General features: G+C 72.9%; 15 protein-coding genes. 6 read left to right on the top strand and 9 right to left on the bottom strand.

All coding sequences use genetic code 11. The features are described 5' to 3' along the window. Positions 1 to 72: 72 nt before the first annotated feature. The 6 genes from Cba03nite_RS00735 to Cba03nite_RS00710 all read right to left on the bottom strand — a co-directional run bounded on the left by Cba03nite_RS00735 (position 73) and on the right by Cba03nite_RS00710 (position 6,215). The gene (locus Cba03nite_RS00735; protein ID WP_203740487.1) at positions 73 to 1,116 is read right to left on the bottom strand and encodes a branched-chain amino acid ABC transporter permease; all 1,044 of its coding nucleotides are present in this window, start codon (positions 1,114 to 1,116) and stop codon (positions 73 to 75) included. Continuing rightward, positions 1,113 to 1,991 carry a branched-chain amino acid ABC transporter permease gene (locus Cba03nite_RS00730; protein ID WP_203740485.1) on the bottom strand — a complete coding sequence of 293 codons (879 nt, stop codon included), beginning with the start codon at positions 1,989 to 1,991 and terminating at the stop codon, positions 1,113 to 1,115. The genes Cba03nite_RS00735 and Cba03nite_RS00730 overlap by 4 nt, the downstream gene beginning before the upstream one ends. A gap of 27 nt (positions 1,992 to 2,018) precedes the next feature. Next, positions 2,019 to 2,795 carry an ABC transporter ATP-binding protein gene (locus Cba03nite_RS00725; RefSeq protein WP_203740483.1) on the bottom strand — a complete coding sequence of 259 codons (777 nt, stop codon included), beginning with the start codon at positions 2,793 to 2,795 and terminating at the stop codon, positions 2,019 to 2,021. Continuing rightward, positions 2,792 to 3,682, bottom strand: coding sequence for an ABC transporter ATP-binding protein (locus tag Cba03nite_RS00720; protein ID WP_203740481.1), 891 nt, complete (start codon positions 3,680 to 3,682; stop codon positions 2,792 to 2,794). Before Cba03nite_RS00720 ends, Cba03nite_RS00725 begins: the two co-directional genes overlap by 4 nt. A 179-nt stretch (positions 3,683 to 3,861) precedes the next feature. Continuing rightward, positions 3,862 to 5,031, bottom strand: a complete 1,170-nt coding sequence (locus Cba03nite_RS00715; RefSeq protein ID WP_203740479.1) for an acyl-CoA dehydrogenase family protein — start codon at positions 5,029 to 5,031, stop codon at positions 3,862 to 3,864. Further along, positions 5,028 to 6,215, bottom strand: coding sequence for an acyl-CoA dehydrogenase family protein (locus Cba03nite_RS00710; RefSeq protein WP_203740476.1), 1,188 nt, complete (start codon positions 6,213 to 6,215; stop codon positions 5,028 to 5,030). The genes Cba03nite_RS00715 and Cba03nite_RS00710 overlap by 4 nt, the downstream gene beginning before the upstream one ends. Positions 6,216 to 6,436: 221 nt before the next feature. On the opposite strand from Cba03nite_RS00710, the gene Cba03nite_RS00705 reads away from it, so the two are divergent. Beyond that, positions 6,437 to 6,649, top strand: a complete 213-nt coding sequence (locus Cba03nite_RS00705) for a DUF3311 domain-containing protein (protein ID WP_203740474.1) — start codon at positions 6,437 to 6,439, stop codon at positions 6,647 to 6,649. A gap of 47 nt (positions 6,650 to 6,696) precedes the next feature. Next, complete coding sequence (locus Cba03nite_RS00700; RefSeq protein WP_203740737.1) at positions 6,697 to 8,289, top strand: sodium:solute symporter family protein; 1,593 nt, start codon at positions 6,697 to 6,699, stop codon at positions 8,287 to 8,289. A 62-nt stretch (positions 8,290 to 8,351) separates the two neighbouring features. Here the strand turns inward: Cba03nite_RS00700 and Cba03nite_RS00695 are convergent, their stop codons facing one another. Continuing rightward, positions 8,352 to 9,344, bottom strand: coding sequence for a sialidase family protein (locus Cba03nite_RS00695; protein ID WP_203740472.1), 993 nt, complete (start codon positions 9,342 to 9,344; stop codon positions 8,352 to 8,354). Between the two features lie 77 nt (positions 9,345 to 9,421). Beyond that, the gene (locus Cba03nite_RS00690) at positions 9,422 to 10,153 is read right to left on the bottom strand and encodes a hypothetical protein (protein WP_239125361.1); all 732 of its coding nucleotides are present in this window, start codon (positions 10,151 to 10,153) and stop codon (positions 9,422 to 9,424) included. A 266-nt stretch (positions 10,154 to 10,419) separates the two neighbouring features. Here Cba03nite_RS00690 and Cba03nite_RS00685 point away from each other — a divergent pair, with 266 nt between their 5' ends. The 3 genes from Cba03nite_RS00685 (at position 10,420) to Cba03nite_RS00675 (ending at position 15,338) form a co-directional block, all read left to right on the top strand. Beyond that, the gene (locus tag Cba03nite_RS00685) at positions 10,420 to 13,461 is read left to right on the top strand and encodes a putative bifunctional diguanylate cyclase/phosphodiesterase (RefSeq protein ID WP_203740470.1); all 3,042 of its coding nucleotides are present in this window, start codon (positions 10,420 to 10,422) and stop codon (positions 13,459 to 13,461) included. 22 nt (positions 13,462 to 13,483) lie between these two features. After that, positions 13,484 to 14,755: an aminotransferase class I/II-fold pyridoxal phosphate-dependent enzyme gene (locus Cba03nite_RS00680; protein WP_239125360.1), complete on the top strand. Its 1,272-nt coding sequence runs from the start codon at positions 13,484 to 13,486 to the stop codon at positions 14,753 to 14,755. 70 nt (positions 14,756 to 14,825) lie between these two features. Then, on the top strand, positions 14,826 to 15,338 hold the full coding sequence (locus tag Cba03nite_RS00675; RefSeq protein ID WP_203740468.1) for a DUF309 domain-containing protein: 513 nt from the start codon (positions 14,826 to 14,828) through the stop codon (positions 15,336 to 15,338). A 3-nt stretch (positions 15,339 to 15,341) separates the two neighbouring features. Here Cba03nite_RS00675 and Cba03nite_RS00670 read toward each other — a convergent pair whose 3' ends face one another. Continuing rightward, positions 15,342 to 15,800, bottom strand: a complete 459-nt coding sequence (locus Cba03nite_RS00670; RefSeq protein ID WP_203740466.1) for a T6SS immunity protein Tdi1 domain-containing protein — start codon at positions 15,798 to 15,800, stop codon at positions 15,342 to 15,344. An 84-nt stretch (positions 15,801 to 15,884) separates the two neighbouring features. On the opposite strand from Cba03nite_RS00670, the gene Cba03nite_RS00665 reads away from it, so the two are divergent. After that, positions 15,885 to 16,637 (top strand): alpha/beta fold hydrolase, encoded by a 753-nt coding sequence (locus tag Cba03nite_RS00665; RefSeq protein ID WP_203740465.1) that lies wholly within the window; start codon positions 15,885 to 15,887, stop codon positions 16,635 to 16,637. The last annotated feature ends 144 nt before the right edge of the window (positions 16,638 to 16,781 follow it).

Below are 16,781 nucleotides of genomic sequence, written 5' to 3'. Positions count from 1 at the left end.
CCCTTCGAATACATTGATGATTATCGATATAAATGCGGTGGAGCGGGTTGGTGCGGTGGTGCGGCCGTGTGATCAGCGGGTGGGGACCCGCCGCCGGACCAGGGCGCCGAGCCGGCGCAGCAGGCCCTGCACGCCGCCCGGGGCGGCGATCATCACGACGATGAGGGTCAGCCCGAAGACGGCCAGCGGGAGGTTGCCCTCCAGCCGCTGCGCCACCTCGGGCGACAGGGTCACCCAGTCCGTGGTGTCGTGGGTGAGGTCGGGCAGCGCGACGAGCAGGAGCGCGCCCCACACCGCGCCGGACAGGCTGCCCAGCCCGCCGATGACCACGGCCATCAGCAGGAACAGCGACAGGGTCAGCGAGAACGCGCCGGGCGAGACGCTCTGCGCCAGCAGCGCCATCAGGCCGCCGCCGAGGCCCGCGCAGGCCGCGCTCACCACGAACGCGAGCACCTGGGTGCGGGCCAGGTGGATGCCGGCCAACCGGGCGGCCACCTCGTCGTCACGCACCGCGCGCAGGTTGCGCCCGATCCGGCTGCGCACCAGGTTGGCCAGCAGCAGCATGGTGAGCAGGGCCCCGGCCAGGGCGATCCAGGCCTGCCAGCGCTCGTTCGGGAAGTACAGGCCCAGCGACAGGGGCGGCGGCTCGACGTACACGGGCAGGCCCTGCTCGCTGTTGAAGACCTCGTCGAAGGTGACCGTCGCGGCGGGCACCGCGATGGCCACGGCGAGCGTGACGCCGGCCAGGTACGGCCCGCGCAGGCGGGCGGCGGCCAGCCCGATGACGGCGCCCGCGGCCATGGTGACCAGCACGCCCAGCGCCAGCGACAGCGGCAGCACCTGGTTGCCGGTGACGCCCGCGTCGGAGAGCCTGTTCTGGCTCAGCGCGACGGTGTACGCGCCGACCGCCATCAGCGCGCCGTGTCCCAGCGAGAGCTGCCCGTTCAGGCCGACCAGGACGGTCAGCCCGGCCGTGGCGCACAGGTACGCCGCGACGGTGGCCAGCTGGAAGTTGCGGAACGGCTCCAGTTGCAGCGTGAGCAGGTAGAGCACCACCCCCGCCAGCAGCGTCAAGGCGAGATGCCGGAGCAGTGTCGAGTTGCGGAGGATGCTCATACCTGCCTCGCCACGGTGCTGGAGAAGAGGCCACCCGGACGCACCAGCAGCACCGCGAGCAGCAGCACGAGGACCGCCATCGGGGTGACGTCGCTGCCCAGGTAGCCGCTGACGTACGAGAGGATCAGGCCGACGGACAGGCCGCCGACCACCGCGCCGACCGGGCTGTCCAGCCCGCCGACCACGGCCGCGGTGAACGCGGAGACGAAGACCAGGTCCATGGCGTGCGGGTGCAGGCCCAGCTCGGTCGGGATGACCAGCATCGCGGCCAGCGCCCCGACCGCCGAGGCCAGCGCCCAGCCCAGCGTCAGCATGCCGCCGACGTTCACGCCGAGCAGCCGGGACACCTCGGGGGCGAAGGCCGAGGCCCGCATGCGCAGTCCCACGGGGGTACGCGTGAACAGCAGCGCGAGCGCGACCACGACGAGCAGCACCGCCCCGAACACGAACAGGTCGTAGCGGGACAGCAGCGGCACCCCGCCCGCCGTGAGCGCCGTCCTGCTGAACGGTGTGCCGGTGGGCAGATACTCGTTGCCGTAGAAGATGCCGAGCAGCGCCTGGAACACCAGCACCAGGCCGAGCGCGACGATCACCTCGGCCAGCGGCGAGGTGTGGTCCACGAAGCGCATCACCGCGCGCTCCACGACCAGGCCGATCAGCAGGCCGCCCGCCAGCGCCGCGCCGAAGCCCAGCCAGTACGAGCCGGTCGCGCTGGTGACGCTGTAGGCGGCGTACGCGGCGGCCACCGCCATCGCGCCCTGGGCGAAGTTGACGATGCGGGCGGCCCGCCAGATGAGCACCAGGGCCAGCGCGAACGCGGCCAGCACCGCACCCTTGGACAGGCCGTCGAAGGTGAGGAAGACGAAGCGGTCCAATGTGCCCTCCTTTCATGGATCGCGGGGTCAGAAGCCCAGGTAGGCGTGGCGGAGTTGCTCGTCGTCGCGCAGCCGGCCGGCCGTGGTCGCGGTGACGATGCGGCCCAGCGACATGACCACCGCCTCGTCGGCGACCGACAGCGCGCTGCGCACGTTCTGCTCGACCAGCAGCACGGTCAGCCCGGTCTGGTCGCGCAGCTGCCGCAGCAGGCCCATGATCTGTGCGATCACGCGCGGGGCCAGGCCGAGCGACGGCTCGTCGAGCAGCAGCAGCTTCGGCCGGGCCACCAGGGCGCGGCCCAGCGCCAGCATCTGCCGCTCACCGCCGGACAGCTGGTGCCCGGCGTGCCGGCGGCGCTGGGCCAGCGGCTCGAACAGCTCGTACACCTCGGCCAGCGCCCTGGCCGCGTCGGCGCGGTCGCGCCGCCACAGGCCGCCCAGCCGCAGGTTCTCGTCGACGGTCAGCTCGGCGACCACGCCCCGGCCCTCCGGTACGTGCGCCATGCCGCGCCGCACCAGCTGCTCCACCGGCACGTCGCGCAGCGGCCGCCCGTCGAACACGATGTCCCCGGCGCTCGGCCGGACCAGGCCGGACAGGGTGCGCAGCAGCGTCGTCTTGCCCGCGCCGTTCGCGCCGAGCACGGCCGCGATGGTGCCGGTCCGCACGGTCAGCTCGATGTCCTGGAGCACCGGCGCCGCGCCGTACCCGGCGGTCAGCCCGCTCACCCGCAGGATCGCGTCGCCGGTCGCGCCGCCCGCGCTCACCGGCGCGGGCAGGGCATCGGCGGTGGTGTCGGCGCTCATGCCGCGGCCTCCTGCGCGGACGGGGCGGCCTCCCGCACGAACGGGACGGCCGCCGGGGCGGGTGGGGTGGTCTCCTCGCCGAGCGGGATGGGGTCGGCCTCGGCGCCTAGGTAGGCCTCGGTGACCGCCGGGTTCTCCCGGACCTCGTCCGGGGTGCCCTCGGCGATGCGCCGTCCGAAGTCGAGCACCGCGATCCGGTCGCAGACCCGCATCACCAGGTCCATGTGGTGCTCGACGAGCATCACCGAGCAGCCCGCCTCGCGCGGCAGCGTGGTGATCAGCTCGGCCAGCTCCTCGATGTCCTGCGCGCCCAGCCCGCCCGCGGGCTCGTCCAGCAGCAGCAGGCGCGGGCGGGCGGCCAGCGCGCGGGCCAGGGCGACGCGCTTGCCCACGGCGTACGGCAGCGTGCCGGGCAGCGCCGCCGCGTAACCGGCCACGCCGAAGCGCTCCAGCTGCGCCATCGCCTCCTCCCGCAGCCGCCGCTCGTCGCGGTCCGCGCGGGGCAGGGCGAGCAGACCTGAGAAGAACCCGGTGCGGGCGGTGCAGGTGGCACCGGCCATCACGTTCTCCAGCACGGTCAGCCCGCGGAAGAGGCCGACGCCCTGCAGGGTGCGGACGACGCCGAGCCCGGCCAGCCGATGCGGCTGCGGCACCAGGCGCGCGCCGTTCAGCTCCAGCGTGCCGCTGGTGGGCCGGACCAGGCCGCAGACCACGTTGAACAGCGTGGTCTTGCCCGCGCCGTTCGGGCCGATCACCCCGACCACCTGGCCGGGCGCGACGTCGAGCGACACCCCGTCCAATGCGGTCAGGCCGCCGAATCGCACGCCGATGCCGCGCAGGGCGAGGCGGTGCCCTGCCGCGGATGTCTCGCCGGACGGCGCTTTCATCGTCACCTCTGCAATCGCCGGGATGAAGGAGGACTAAGTAATTACACTAGGAGTGTAGGTTTGAGAAACGGCTCGTCAATACCCTCGTTACGAGCCCGTGACCTCCCCTGACGAACCCACTGAAATCACCCCGGCGCAAGATCAAAACTTGCACTCGTGATGAATCAACCGCGATGCGGTCAGGCGGGGGTGAGGTCGGTGAGGGTGGCGAGGACGGTGCGGTGGTGGGCGGCGGTGCCGTAGGCGATCGCGGCGCTCTTGGCCCGTTTCAGGTACAGGTGGGCGGGGTGCTCCCAGGTGAAGCCGATGCCGCCGTGCAGCTGCACGCACTCCTCCGCCGCGCGCACCGCGACCGGGCCGCAGTGCGCCTGCGCCAGCGACGCCGCCAGCCGCGCGTCCGGGTCCTCGGATGCCACGCAGGCCGCCGCGTGCCTGGCCACCGCCCGCGCCTGCGCCAGCTCCACCCACAGGTCGGCGAGCCGGTGCTTGAGCGCCTGGAACGAACCGACCGCCCGCCCGAACTGATACCGGGTGCGCAGGTGCTCGACCGTCGTGTCCAGACACCACTGGGCCAGCCCGAGCTGCTCCGAGGCCAGCAGCGCGGCACCGGTCACCAGCGCCGCGTCCAGCGCCGCCGCCGCCCGCTCCCCCGAGGCGAGCAGCCGCGCGGGCACGTTCCACAGCGAGACGTCGCACAGCGGCCGGGTCTCGTCCAGCGACACCACCTGCTCGCGCCGCACTCCCGCCGCCGAGGTGTCCACGGCGTAGAGCCCGCCGCCCGCCGGCACCAGCAGCACCCGTGCCCGCAGCGCCTCCGCGACGCTGTGCACCGCCCCGTTGAGCAGCGGCTCGCCGTCGCCGGAGAGGGTCACCTCGACCTCGGATCGCGCGGCAAGATCGCTGTTTCGTGTCACGAAGTGCGGCTGGACCTCAGGTTTGGACACGAACTCGCGATCATCCCTCGGTGGTCCGGCGCTGAACGGGAGGGCCAGGGCGATCACCTCGCCCGCGGCCACGGTGCGCAGCAGGTCCGTGTCGCCGAGGTGGAGCAGGGCGCGGGTGGCGACCGTCGTGCCCAGGTACGGCACCGGGGCGCAGGCGCGGCCCAGCTCCTCCAGCACCACGGCCGTCTCCGCGAAGCCGCCCCCGGCCCCGCCCAGGTGCTCGGGCACGGCCAGGGCGGCCAGTCCGGTCTCGACGGCGAGCAGCCGCCACAGGTCGGCGTCGTCGGGCTCAGGACTCTCGGCGACCTTGAGCACCCGCGTCCACGGCGCGTGGTCGGCGAGCATGGCCCGCACCGAGTCGCGCAGCAGCTCCTGGTCCTCGGTGTAGCGCAGGTCGAGGTTCATCGCGGCAGGTCCTTCCAGGCGGCGCCGGTGTCGGTGCGCGGCTCGGCGGGCAGTCCGAGCACCCGCTCGGCGACGATGTTGCGCAGGATCTCGGACGTGCCGCCCTCGATGGAGTTGCCTTTCGCGCGCAGCCAGCGGTAGGTCGCGCCGCGCCCGATCAGGTCCACCTCCTCGGGCCGGGTGGCGTCCCAGCCGTCGTGGCGCAGGCCCTCGGCCCCGAGCAGCTCCACCTCGACGCCGGAGATCTGCTGGGTGAGCGCGGCGAAGGCGAGTTTCATGGCCGAGCCCTCCGGGCCGGGCTCCCCCGCGGCGAGCTGCTGGCGCAGGCGTACGCCGGTGAGCCGCAGCGCCTCGGCGCGCACCCACAGCCGCAGCACCTCGTCGTGCAGCGCCGGGGTGCGCAGCTCGGGGCGCTCCCGCCAGGTCCGGGCCAGCACGCCGATCATGCCGCCCTCGCGCGGCAGCGCGTTGCCGCCGATCGCGACGCGCTCGTTCATCAGCGTGGTGCGGGCGACCGCCCAGCCCTCGCCGACGGCGCCGATCCGCAGCTCGTCGGCCAGCCGTACGCCGGACAGGAACACCTCGTTGAACTCGGCCTCGCCGGTGGCCTGCCGCAGCGGGCGTACCTCGACGCCGGGGGCGTGCATGTCGCACACGAAGTAGGTCAGGCCCTGGTGCTTGGGCACGGCCGGGTCGGTGCGGGCGAGCAGGATGCCCCAGCGCGCCTGGTGCGCCATGGAGGTCCACACCTTCTGCCCGTCGACGAGCCAGCCGTCGCCGTCGCGTACCGCCCGGGTGGCCACGCCCGCCAGGTCGGAGCCGGCGCCGGGCTCGCTGAACAGCTGGCACCACACCTCCTCGCCGGTCCACAGCGGACGCAGGTAGCGGGCGCGCTGCGCGGCCGTGCCGTGGCGCAGCACGGTGGGCGCGGCCATGCCGAGGCCGATGCTGATGCGCCGGGGCCGGTTGTCGGGCGCGCCCGCGGCGGCGAAGCGCTGGTCCACCACGGATTGCAGCACTCGGGGTGCACCGATTCCGCCCAGCCCGACCGGGTAGTGCACCCAGGCCAGCCCCGCGTCGAAGCGGGCACGCAGGAACTCCAGCCGGTCACCGGCCGGATCGTGCGCGGCCAGGAAGCCGTCGACCCGCGCCAGCAGGTCGTCGGCGGTGACAGGTGCGGCCACGCGGCCCTCCTTGCATACTGAAACAAGATGCACTGTGAGTGCAATATAGGGGTCGCGGTGGTCCCGGCGGAAGGGGGCGGCGGTTCCGGAAGATCGCGCGCGGCAAGACCGGTGATTTCGCCGATGTCACCGGCGCGTTACCGGCAGACAGTGTCCTGATCACTCAGCGCGATCCCCGGCACGGCGTGCCGCCGCCGGGGCGGACCCGAAAGGAGGCACCGGTGGCCGAGCACGGAGCACGTCCGGCACGGCGCGGATGGCAGTGGCTGCTGCTCATCCCGATCCTCGCGCCGCTGCCGGTCGGCCTGTACGACCGGCTGGAGCCGCGGCTGTGGGGCATCCCGTTCTTCTACTGGTACCAGGTGGGCTGCGCGTTCCTGGCCACGGCGGTCACCGTGCTGGTGTACCAGCTGAGCAGGCGGGGGCGGCGGTGAGCGCCCGCCAGGTCGAGATCGGCACCTTCACCGTGCTGCTGGGCGCCATGCTGCTGCTCGGCTTCCTCGCCGCGCGCTGGCGCCGCCCGCCGAGCCTGCACTCGCTGGAGGAGTGGGGCGTGGGCGGCCGCGCCTTCGGCAACTGGGTCACCTGGTTCCTGCTCGGCGGCAGCATGTACACGGCGTACACCTACATCGCGGTGCCTGCGCTGGTGTACGGCGTCGGCGCGGCCGGCTTCTTCGCGGTGCCGTTCGCCATCATCAGCGCGCCGCTGGCGTACGTCATCAGCACGCGCACCTGGTCGGTGTCGCACGCGCACGGCTTCGTCACCTCGGCCGAGTTCACCCGGGCCCGGTTCGGCTCGCGCGGGCTGGCCGCGCTGGTCGCGGTCACCGGGATCGTGGCCACCATGCCATACATCGCGGTGCAGCTCGTCGCGCTGCGGGCGATGTTCGCCACGCTCGGCGTCACCGGCGAGTGGCCGCTGGCCGCCGCCGTCCTGGTGGCCTCGGTGTGCACCTTCCGGTCCGGGCTGCGCGCCCCGGCGCTGCTGTCCATCGCCAAGGACATCCTGCTGCTGTGGCTGGTGCTCGCGGTGATCCTGCTGGTCGCCATGTCCGGCGGCTGGGTCGCGGCGTTCCGGAGCGCGGGCGAGCGCTTCACCGCCGACGCCTCCCCGGCCAGCGGCCTGCTGCTGCCCGAGGGCGGCTGGTCAGGCTACCTGACCTTGGTCATCGGCTCGGCGCTGGCCATCTTCGCGTACCCGCACGCGCTGACCGGCATCCTGGCCGCCCGTGACCGGGCCACGGTGCAGCGCAACGCGGCCGCGCTGCCGGTGTACTGCCTGGCCCTGGGGCTGCTGGCGATGCTCGGCTTCTTCGCCATCGGCCAGGGCGTGCGCCCGGTCGGCGGGGACCTGAACACAGTCGTGCCGCAGCTGTTCCACGAGGTGTTCCCGGCCTGGTGCGCGGGCATCGGCTACGCCGCGATCGGGGTGGCCGCGCTGATCCCGGCCGCGGTCATGTCCATCGCCGCGGCGAACCTGTTCACCCGCTCGGTCTACCGGGAGTACCTGCGCCCCGGCGCCACCCCCGCCGAGGAGGCCCGGGTCAGCCGCTGGGTGTCGCTGCTGGCGAAGTTCGGCGCGCTGCTCGCGATCCTGCTGCTCGACCAGGAGTTCTCCATCGAGCTGCAGCTGATCGGCGGCGTCATCGTGCTGCAGACCGTGCCCGCCGTGGTGCTCGGCCTGTGGACCGGCTGGTTCCACCGCTACGCCCTGGCCGCGGGCCTGCTCACCGGCCTGGGCACCGGCCTGCTCGCGATGTACCACATCCCGCAGCGCGCCGCCGACGGCCGCGTCCTCAAGGCCCACTTCGGCGGCTCCAACCTCCCGCTGGCCCAGCTCGGCCTCGACACCCGCGCCACCGTCTACACCGGACTGCTCGCCCTGGCCGTCAACCTGCTCGTCGTGGTCGCCGGCACCCTGCTCCTGCGCGGCCTGCGCGTACCCGCCGGCCTCGACGCCACCCGCCCGTCCGACTACTACGCCGACGCCCGCGACGCCGCCCCCCGCCACTCCGACGCCCTCATCGACGGCCCGACCCCCAGCCGCTCCCGCTCCCCCGCCCACGCCCGATAGAAGGAAGGGCACCTTCTTAACGCTATGCGTAGTAGAAGGTGCCCTTCTTAACCTGTGCCAGGTCAGGCCGGATAGTCGTCGGGTGCGGTGACGACGGCGACGACCGTGGCGGCGGTGACGTCGAAGGACAGGGTGAGCAGGCGGCCGTCCGGCAGCTGGGCGCTGGACGGGTTGGCCTGGTCGTCCACGCCGGAGTCGTAGAGCGGCAGGTCGGGCACGCCGGACCAGTCGCCGCCCGGGTCGCGGATCAGGCGGCCGGAGGTGATGCGGCGGGGCGAGAAGCGGCCGGAGGTGTCGCCGTACGTCACCAGCACGCCGCCGCCGTCCAGCGCCAGCACATGGTGGGACGAGGCGGGCAGGTCCAGCTCCTCGGGGGCCGTCCAGGTGCGGCCACCGTCGGCGGAGCGGGCCAGCCAGGCGTGGGCGCCCGCGGTGCGCACCAGCGCAACCAGCCCGCCGCCGGGCAGCACGGTCAGCGTCGGCTCCTGGAACTCGACGCCGCCGACCGCGGCGAAGACGGTCTCGGAAGCCGCGGGCCAGGTCCGGCCGCCGTCGGTGCTGCGTACCACCGAGGCGACCGAGCCACCCTCGGACTGCGGCAGGCCGTAGAGCGGGAGCAGCAGGTCACCGCCGGGCAGCTCGACCGCGGCGCCGTGCGAGGCCGGGCCGCGCAGCGCGGTGCCCACCGCGGCCGGCGCCGACCAGGTGTGCCCGCCGTCACTGCTGCGCCGCACGTGGACGCCGCGCACCGCGAAGTCGCGGGCGCTGCTCCAGTCGAGGGTGAAGCAGCTGAGCAGCACCGTGCCGTCGGCGAGCACGGCGAGCTTGGGGTCCCGGTCGTCGTACGGCCCGTCCACCGCGACCACCGGTGCCGACCAGCTCCGGCCGCCGTCCTCGGAGCTGGTGAGCCGGATCCGGCCCTCGTGGCTGACATGCCCGGCGCCCTCCCGGAAGGCCGCCAGCAGCCGCCCGCCGTCCAGGCGCACCACGTCGGGGAAGTGCGCCAGGTCACCGGCGGCGGCCCGCGCGACGACCCGGACCTCGAACCCGTTCACCGTCGCGCCCTCCCCTGGATACGGCGAAGCCCCGCCCACTGCTGTTGTAGCAGTGGCGGGGCTTTCGCACACCTTGATCAGGCGGCGTACGGACCCTGCCCGTACTTGGCCATCACCAGGTCGGCGGCCATCTTCTCCCACTTGGCGTAGTGGTTCGGGAAGGCCGAGACCTGCACGGTCTGGGCGGCGTCGGTCAGCGCCATGGTGTCGTAACCGGGCACGTTCTTCAGCCCGTTGTAGAACGCCTTCGCGGAGTACACCGGGTCGGTGATCTGCTCGGGCGTGCCCCAGCCGGCCGACGGGCGCTGCTGGAACAGGCCCAGCGAGTCGTGGTCGTTCATGTCGCCCAGGTGACCCAGGTTGTTCAGGGTCGACTCCTGCGCGGCGGTCGCCACGGCGATCACCCACGCGCGGGGCGGCAGGCCCATCTTCTGCCCGGTCTCGATGATGACCTCGGCGTTGCGCTTCTGCTCGGCGGTCGGCTTGAACGCGGTCTGGTACTCCGCGACCGGTGCCGGCATCAGCTGCTGGCGGCTCGGGGCCTTGGCCAGTGCCTCGGCCTTCGGCTTGGCAGCCGGGGCCTGGGCGGCCGGCTTCGCGGCCGGCTTGGCGGCCGGAGCCTGCGCGACAGCCTTCGCCTCGGTCTTGGTGGCGGGTGCCGCGACCGGAGCTGCCACGGCCTTGGCCTCGGTTACGGCGTCGGACGCCGCGGCGGCCGGGCTGGCCGCGATACCGGTGAGCACTGCCATGCCGGTGGCGGCGAGGACGGCTCGGAAGGTCGTGCGCTTGATCAGGTCGACGTTGACCACGGGGTAGATCCCTTCGTTGGGAAGTCTTACGGGAGGGTTCAACCGGGCGGGCATTTCCGAGATTCCGGAACTATCCCCTTTGTGGCCCAGGCCACGCGGGCGGTTCCAGGTCGCCGGTCAGCCCCGGACGAAGTACGTGCCAGGGCGCTGAGCTGGACATATCCCCCGCGCGAGGGGCCGCGGAGGCGATAACGTATACGAAAAGCTGTCATAATCGCTTAATTCGGGCCGCGTGCCGCCCCGCCTGCCGCGCCGGAAGGAGGAGCGTGTCAGCCCGCAGAGTGATGGCCTGGTACGGCGTCTGGATGGCCCTGCTGGCGGGGGCCTTCTACGCCTTCCCCGCCGCGCACATCCCGCTGTGGTGCGCGATCGGCCTCAGCAGCGCCGGAGCGATCGTCTACGGCCTGTTCCGCTACCGCCCGCGCCGCTGGTCGCCCTGGTTCTGGATGATCCTGGGCCTTGCCCTGCTCTGCGCCGGGGACACCCTTTACAACGTGATGACCGACGTGTTCGGCCAGGCGAACCCGTTCCCGTCCCCGGCCGACATGCTCTACCTGGCGATGTACCCGGCGGTCACCATCGGCCTGCTCGGCCTGTCGAAGGCGGGCGCGGCGGCGCGGGACCGGACCGTGCCGCTCGACGCGCTCATCGTCACCGCCGGGCTGGGCCTGCTGTCCTGGGTCTTCCTGATCAGCCCCCAGATCCTCAACCAGGACCTGACCATGACCCAGCGGCTGGTCTCGGTGGCCTACCCGCTGGGCGACATCCTCGTGCTGGCCACCGTCGGCCGCCTCATCTCCGTGGTGCCGTTCAGCCCGACCGTGGCGCTGCTGACCGTGGGCGCGGTCGGGCTGATGGCCGCCGACGTGATGTACGGGCTGGTGCAGCTGCACGGCTACTGGACCGTGGGCGGCCCGGTGGACCTGGGCTGGATCGTCTTCTACGCCTGCTGGGGCGCCGCCGCGCTGCATCCCTCGATGGCCGACCTGACCACGCCGCGCGTGGTCCGGCCGCGCGAGATGCGCACCACGCACCAGGCGCTGCTGGTCGTCTTCGTGCTGATCCCGCTGCTCGTGCTGGTGATCGGGGTGGGCCAGGGCCGTCTGCAGTACCCGATGGTGATCGTCGCCTTCGTGGTCACCACCGTGCTGCTGACGCTGGGCCGGCTGTTCGGCGTGATCAACAGCTATCGCGGCAACACCATGCGCACCAGCGGCATCCGGGCCAGCAACGCCGCGCTCATGTCCGCCACCACGGTCGACGGCGTCACCTGGGCGCTCAAGCGCACGGCGGAGCGGCTGCTGCCCCCGGGCAACGACTACCGGGTCGCCATGATCATGAACGACGACGGCAACGCCACCGACCTGTTCCAGCCGGGCATGACCACCGGCTCCCAGCTGCGGTTCACCCGCTCGCTGCCGCCGGACATCGCGGCCCGGATGGGCGATTTCGAGATCACCATGATCTGCCCGCTGGCGCTGGAGGACCGGCCGACCGGAGACCCGCACATCGGCGTACTGCTCATCGCGTCGGACGAGAACTCGCTCAGTTACCTGCAGATGCCCATGGAGCTGGTCGCCTCGCAGGCGGCGCTCGCCATCGAGCGCATCATGCTGAGCAACGAGATCACCCGGCACAACAGCGAGCAGTACTTCCGCACGCTGGTGCACAACGCCGCGGACGTCATCCTGATCATCGAACCGGACACCGGGCGCATCCGGTACGCCAGCCCGTCGGCCCAGACCGTCTTCGGCACCGCCGAGCTGACCGGCAAGAACCTGTCCGAGCTGGTCGCGGGTCCGCACGACACGCTGGTGGCCGACCTGTTCGCCCTCGCCGCCGCCGACGATGACGCGGACACGGCCGACTGGACCGTGCTCCGCCCGGACGGGACCACCGTGCAGACCGAGGTCTCCTGCCGGGACCTGCGCGAGGAGACGACCGTGGGCGCGCTCGTGCTGACCCTCCGGGACGTCACCGACCAGCGCCGGATGGAGTCCGAGCTGACCCACCTGGCGTATCACGACTCCCTCACCGGCCTGGCCAACCGGGTGCGCTTCGCCGAGCGCATCGGGCAGGCCATCGCCCGCGCCGACGCGGACGGCTCCGTGGTCGGCGTGCTCTTCATCGATCTGGACGACTTCAAGGTGGTCAACGACACCCTGGGCCACGAGCACGGCGACCGGCTGCTGCGGGCGGTGGGGCAGCGCCTTGCCGCCGTGCTGCGCACCGACGACGTCGCGGCCCGGCTCGGCGGCGACGAGTTCGCCGCGCTGATCGAGGGCGCCCCCGACGCGGCCACCATCGACGAGGTCGCCGACCGCATCGTCGCGGCGCTCGGCGAGCCGTTCACCATCGACGACCGGCTCGTCTCCGGCGCGGCCAGCATCGGCATCTCCACCAGCGCCGACGCGCGCAGCGCCCCGGAGCTGCTGCGCCAGGCGGACCTGGCGCTGTACGTGGCCAAGGGCGAGGGCAAGGGGCAGTGGCGGCGTTACCTGCCGGACCTGCACACCGCGATCGTGGAGCGGCTGGAGCTGCGCACCGAGCTGGACCAGGCCATCGCCGGCAAGGAGTTCACCGTCGAGTTCCAGCCCATCGTCGAGCTGCGCACCGGGGTGACCGCCGGGTACGAGGCGCTGGTGCGCTGGAACCACCCGCACCGGGGCCGGCTGCTGCCCGGCGAGTTCATCGAGGTGGCCGAGGAGTCGGGCCAGATCGTCGCGATCGGCACCGAGGTGCTGCACCAGGCCGTGGCCGCCGCCGCGCGCTGGCAACGGGAGGCCGGCGACGCCGCGCCGTACGTGAGCATCAACGTCTCCGCGCGCCAGTTCCGCACCCCGGGCTTCGTGTCCAGCGTGCACGACATCCTCACCGCGGAGGGCCTGCCGCCGGGCCGGCTGATGCTGGAGATCACCGAGAGCCTGCTGCTGCGCGACGACGACCAGGTCTGGGAGGACCTCACCGAGCTGCGCACCACCGGCATCCGGGTGGCCATCGACGACTTCGGCACCGGCTACTCGTCACTGAGCTACCTGCGCCACGTGCCGCTGGACGTGGTGAAGATCGACCGGCTGTTCACCAGCACCATCGCCTCGTCGGCGCAGCAGGCCGCGCTGGTCGACGGCATCGTCCGGCTGGCGCACACGCTCGGCCTGCAGGTCATCGCCGAGGGCATCGAGCGCACCGTGGAACGCGACCTGCTGTCGCGCATCGGCTGCCGCTACGGCCAGGGCTTCCTGTTCGCCCGGCCGCTCACCGGCGAGCAGGCGATCACCGTCATCACCGAGCAGAAGGTGGCCGCATGACCACCGATTCCGAGGAGGCAGTGTGACGAAGGCATCCGGCGTGCACACCCCCGACGCGCACCGGGTGCCGTCGACCGATCAGCTGGACCGGCTGCGCGCGCAGACACCTATGTACGACGCCGTCATCGAGGAGGTGGACGGCAGGCGCATCCGCATCGGCGACCACTGGCTGGTCGACTTCGCCTCCTGCAACTACCTCGGCTTCGACCTGGACCCCGAGATCATCGCCGCGGGTGAGGCGGCGGTGCGCCGCTGGGGCACCCACCCCGGCTGGTCGCGGCTGCTGGGCAACCCGCGCCTCTACCCCGACATCGAGGAGCGGCTCACCGAGCTGCTCGGCGCGCCCGACAGCCTGGTGCTGCCCACCATCACGCACATCCACATGTCGGTGCTGCCCGCGCTGGTCGACAGCGGCTCGGTGTTCGTCGAGGCCAGCGCGCACAAGACCATCTACGACGGCGGCTCGTACGCCCGCGGCCTGGGCGCGCAGCTCTACCGCTGGCACGCCGACGACCCGGACGAGCTGGCGCGGCTGCTGCGCTCGGCCGCCGCGGACCGGCCCCGCGTGGTCTGCCTCGACGGCGTGAACAGCATGACCGGCAACATCCCGGACCTGCCCCGGCTCGCCGCGGTATGCCGCGAGTGGGGCGCGCTCCTCTACGTCGACGACGCGCACGGCTTCGGCGTGATCGGCGAGCGCGACGGCACGGGCGACGGGGCGGGCGGCGGCACGCCGTACGGCACGCGCGGCAACGCCGTGGTGCGCCACTGCGCCGAGACGTACGACGACGTGGTGCTCGTCGGGGGCTTCTCCAAGGCGTACTCGGCGCTGCTGGCGTTCGTCGCGGTGCCGACGGCGCTCAAGGAGGAACTCAAACTCGCCGCCCCGCCGTACCTCTACTCCGGCCCGTCCCCCGTGCACTCGCTGGCCGCGGTGCTGGCCGGCTTCGACGTCAACGACTCGCGCGGCGACGAGCTGCGCGCCACCCTGCACCGGCTCACCGCCCGGGTCCTGGCCCACCTGCGCGAGCTGCGCGTGCACACGCCCAACCGGCACGCCACCCCGGTCATCGAGCTGCCGCTGTCGGCCGGCTACGACCTCAAGGACGCCGCCGACCTGCTCTGGCGCCACGGCGTCTACGTCACGCTCGCCGCATACCCCCTGGTCCCGCGCGGCCAGGTGGGCTTCCGCGTGCAGCTCACCGCGGCCCACACCGACGAGCACGTCGACCAGCTCAACGCCGCCCTCACCGAACTCGCCGCCCACAACGCCCTCCGCCCCACCCTCCTCTGAAAGCAAGGGCACCCTCTTAACGGACGTCGGTGTAGAAGGTGCCCTTCCTAACCTCGGGCAGGATGGACGGATGGACACTGCCGCTGATCGGGATCGGGATCGGGATCGGGATCGGGACGGGGCGGGACGCGCCCGCAACGCGCGGCCGCGCGACGAGCTGGGCCGGCCGCTGCCGCGTGGTGCGCAGGGCGTGCCGACCACGCCCGACGACCTGCGGCTGACCCCCGACGAGGCGCTGGCACAGGCGCAGGAGCTGCTGGATCAGGGGCGGGCGTTCCACGCGCACGAGGTGCTGGAGGGCGCCTGGAAGGCGGCACCGGATCCCGAGCGCGAGCTGTGGCGCGGGCTGGCACAGCTGGCCGTCGGCCTCACCCACGCCCGGCGCGGCAACGCCACCGGCGCGCCGCGCCTGCTGGGCCGCGCCGCCGACCGCATCGAGGCGTACGCCGCCGCCCCGCCCCACGACGTGGACGTCCCCGGCCTGGTGGCCTGGTCGCGCGCGCTCGCCGCCCGCATCGAACGCGACGGCCTCGACGGCGTGGACCCGGACGCGCTCACCCCTCGGCTGCGCGCCCACGGGTGAGCGTCAGGCCAGCTCCACGCCGGTGATCCGGGCGCCCGGCGGCAGGTTGCGGACCTGCTCGTGGATCTGGCCAAGCATGTTCAGCGCCACGGCGAAGTCCTCCACGCTCACCGCCTCGGCGGTGGCCCGGCCGCCGAGCACGGGCGGGGGCAGCAGCGCGTACACCTGATCCGGGCCGAGCACGAGGCCACGCCCCTCGGCCGCCTCCGCGAGCCCGGCCAGCAGGTAGCGGTTCTCGCCCTCCTCGGTGGACAGGTCGCGCTCCAGCTCGTCGGCCGACGCCCAGGGCCTGGTCAGCGTGCCCTCGATGGTGTCGAGATACCAGCACCCGTCCGGCCCGGCCAGGAACACGTCGCCGAACAGCGAGGTGAACAGCGGCTTGCGCCCGGACGGCTCCAGCCACGCCCAGGACTCCAGCGCCTGGGCGAACTGCTGCTCGGAGAAGGTCTTCGTCAACCGCATCCGGGCAGTATGGCAGCGCGGGCACGCCGAGGGGTCGTCAACTGGCTGGACAGCGCGGGACGGGTGGACGGTAGTCTCTGCTCCATGCTTCTTGATCATGATATCGACGGTCCGGCCGACGCGCCTGCCGTCGTGCTGCTGCACTCGTCCGTCTGCGACCGCCGGATGTGGCAGCCCCAGTGGCAGCCGCTGCTCGACGCCGGATTCCGGGTGCTGGCCGTGGACTTCCGCGGCTTCGGCGACACCCCCGCGCCGGCGGAGACCTACGACAACGCCGCCGACGTGATCGCCCTGCTGGACATGTACGGCATCGGGCAGGTTTCGCTCGGCGGCGCGTCGATGGGCGGCCGGGTCGCCCACGAACTCGCCGCCAGGTGGCCCGACCGCGTCGGCACCCTCGTGCTGCTCTGCGCGGCGCTGCGCGGGCACCCGCCAACCCCGGCGATCATCGCGTTCAGCGACAGCGAGGACGCGCTGCTCGAAGCCGGGGACGTGGACGCGGCCGTGAAGCTGAACGTGGACACCTTCCTCGGGCCGCGCGCCACCGACGAGACCCGCGAGCAGGTCGCGGCGATGCAGCGCCGGGCGTTCGAGGTGCAGCTCGCCGCGGACGACGTGGCGTCGGTGCAGGTCGACACCGAGCTGTCCGCGATCACGGCCCGCACGCTGGTCGTGTCCGGCGCGCACGACGTCGACTTCTTCGGCGACATCGCGGCGCGCCTGACCGCCGAGATCCCCGGCGCCCGGCATACCGCCCTCGACTGGGCCGGGCACCTGCCCAGCCTGGAGGACCCGGCCGCCCTCAACCCGCTTCTGCTCGACTTCCTCCGGGGCTGACCGTCACCAACCCGATCGCCGCCTCCGACCTAGCCGGACGCGCGGCCGCTCACGTCGTGCAGCTTCGGGGAACCCGCAACGCGGAGCCGCCTCGGGCCTGCAGTTTCAGGGAAACTGCACCGTGAAGCCTTCTCGGACGTGCAC

The organism is Catellatospora bangladeshensis (assembly GCF_016862575.1).
GTDB lineage: Bacteria > Actinomycetota > Actinomycetes > Mycobacteriales > Micromonosporaceae > Catellatospora > Catellatospora bangladeshensis.
The sequence above is the reverse complement of the archived record's forward strand: the minus strand, read 5'-3'. Positions and strand labels throughout refer to the sequence as shown.

Coding starts and splice junctions, on each gene's coding strand:
- Cba03nite_RS00735 (WP_203740487.1), bottom strand. CDS start 1,116: ATGAGCATCCTCCGCAACTCGACACTGCTCCGGCATCTCGCCTTGACG.
- Cba03nite_RS00725 (WP_203740483.1), bottom strand. CDS start 2,795: ATGAGCGCCGACACCACCGCCGATGCCCTGCCCGCGCCGGTGAGCGCG.
- Cba03nite_RS00720 (WP_203740481.1), bottom strand. CDS start 3,682: ATGAAAGCGCCGTCCGGCGAGACATCCGCGGCAGGGCACCGCCTCGCC.
- Cba03nite_RS00715 (WP_203740479.1), bottom strand. CDS start 5,031: ATGAACCTCGACCTGCGCTACACCGAGGACCAGGAGCTGCTGCGCGAC.
- Cba03nite_RS00700 (WP_203740737.1), top strand. CDS start 6,697: ATGCTGCTGCTCGGCTTCCTCGCCGCGCGCTGGCGCCGCCCGCCGAGC.
- Cba03nite_RS00675 (WP_203740468.1), top strand. CDS start 14,826: ATGGACACTGCCGCTGATCGGGATCGGGATCGGGATCGGGATCGGGAC.
- Cba03nite_RS00670 (WP_203740466.1), bottom strand. CDS start 15,800: ATGCGGTTGACGAAGACCTTCTCCGAGCAGCAGTTCGCCCAGGCGCTG.
- Cba03nite_RS00665 (WP_203740465.1), top strand. CDS start 15,885: ATGCTTCTTGATCATGATATCGACGGTCCGGCCGACGCGCCTGCCGTC.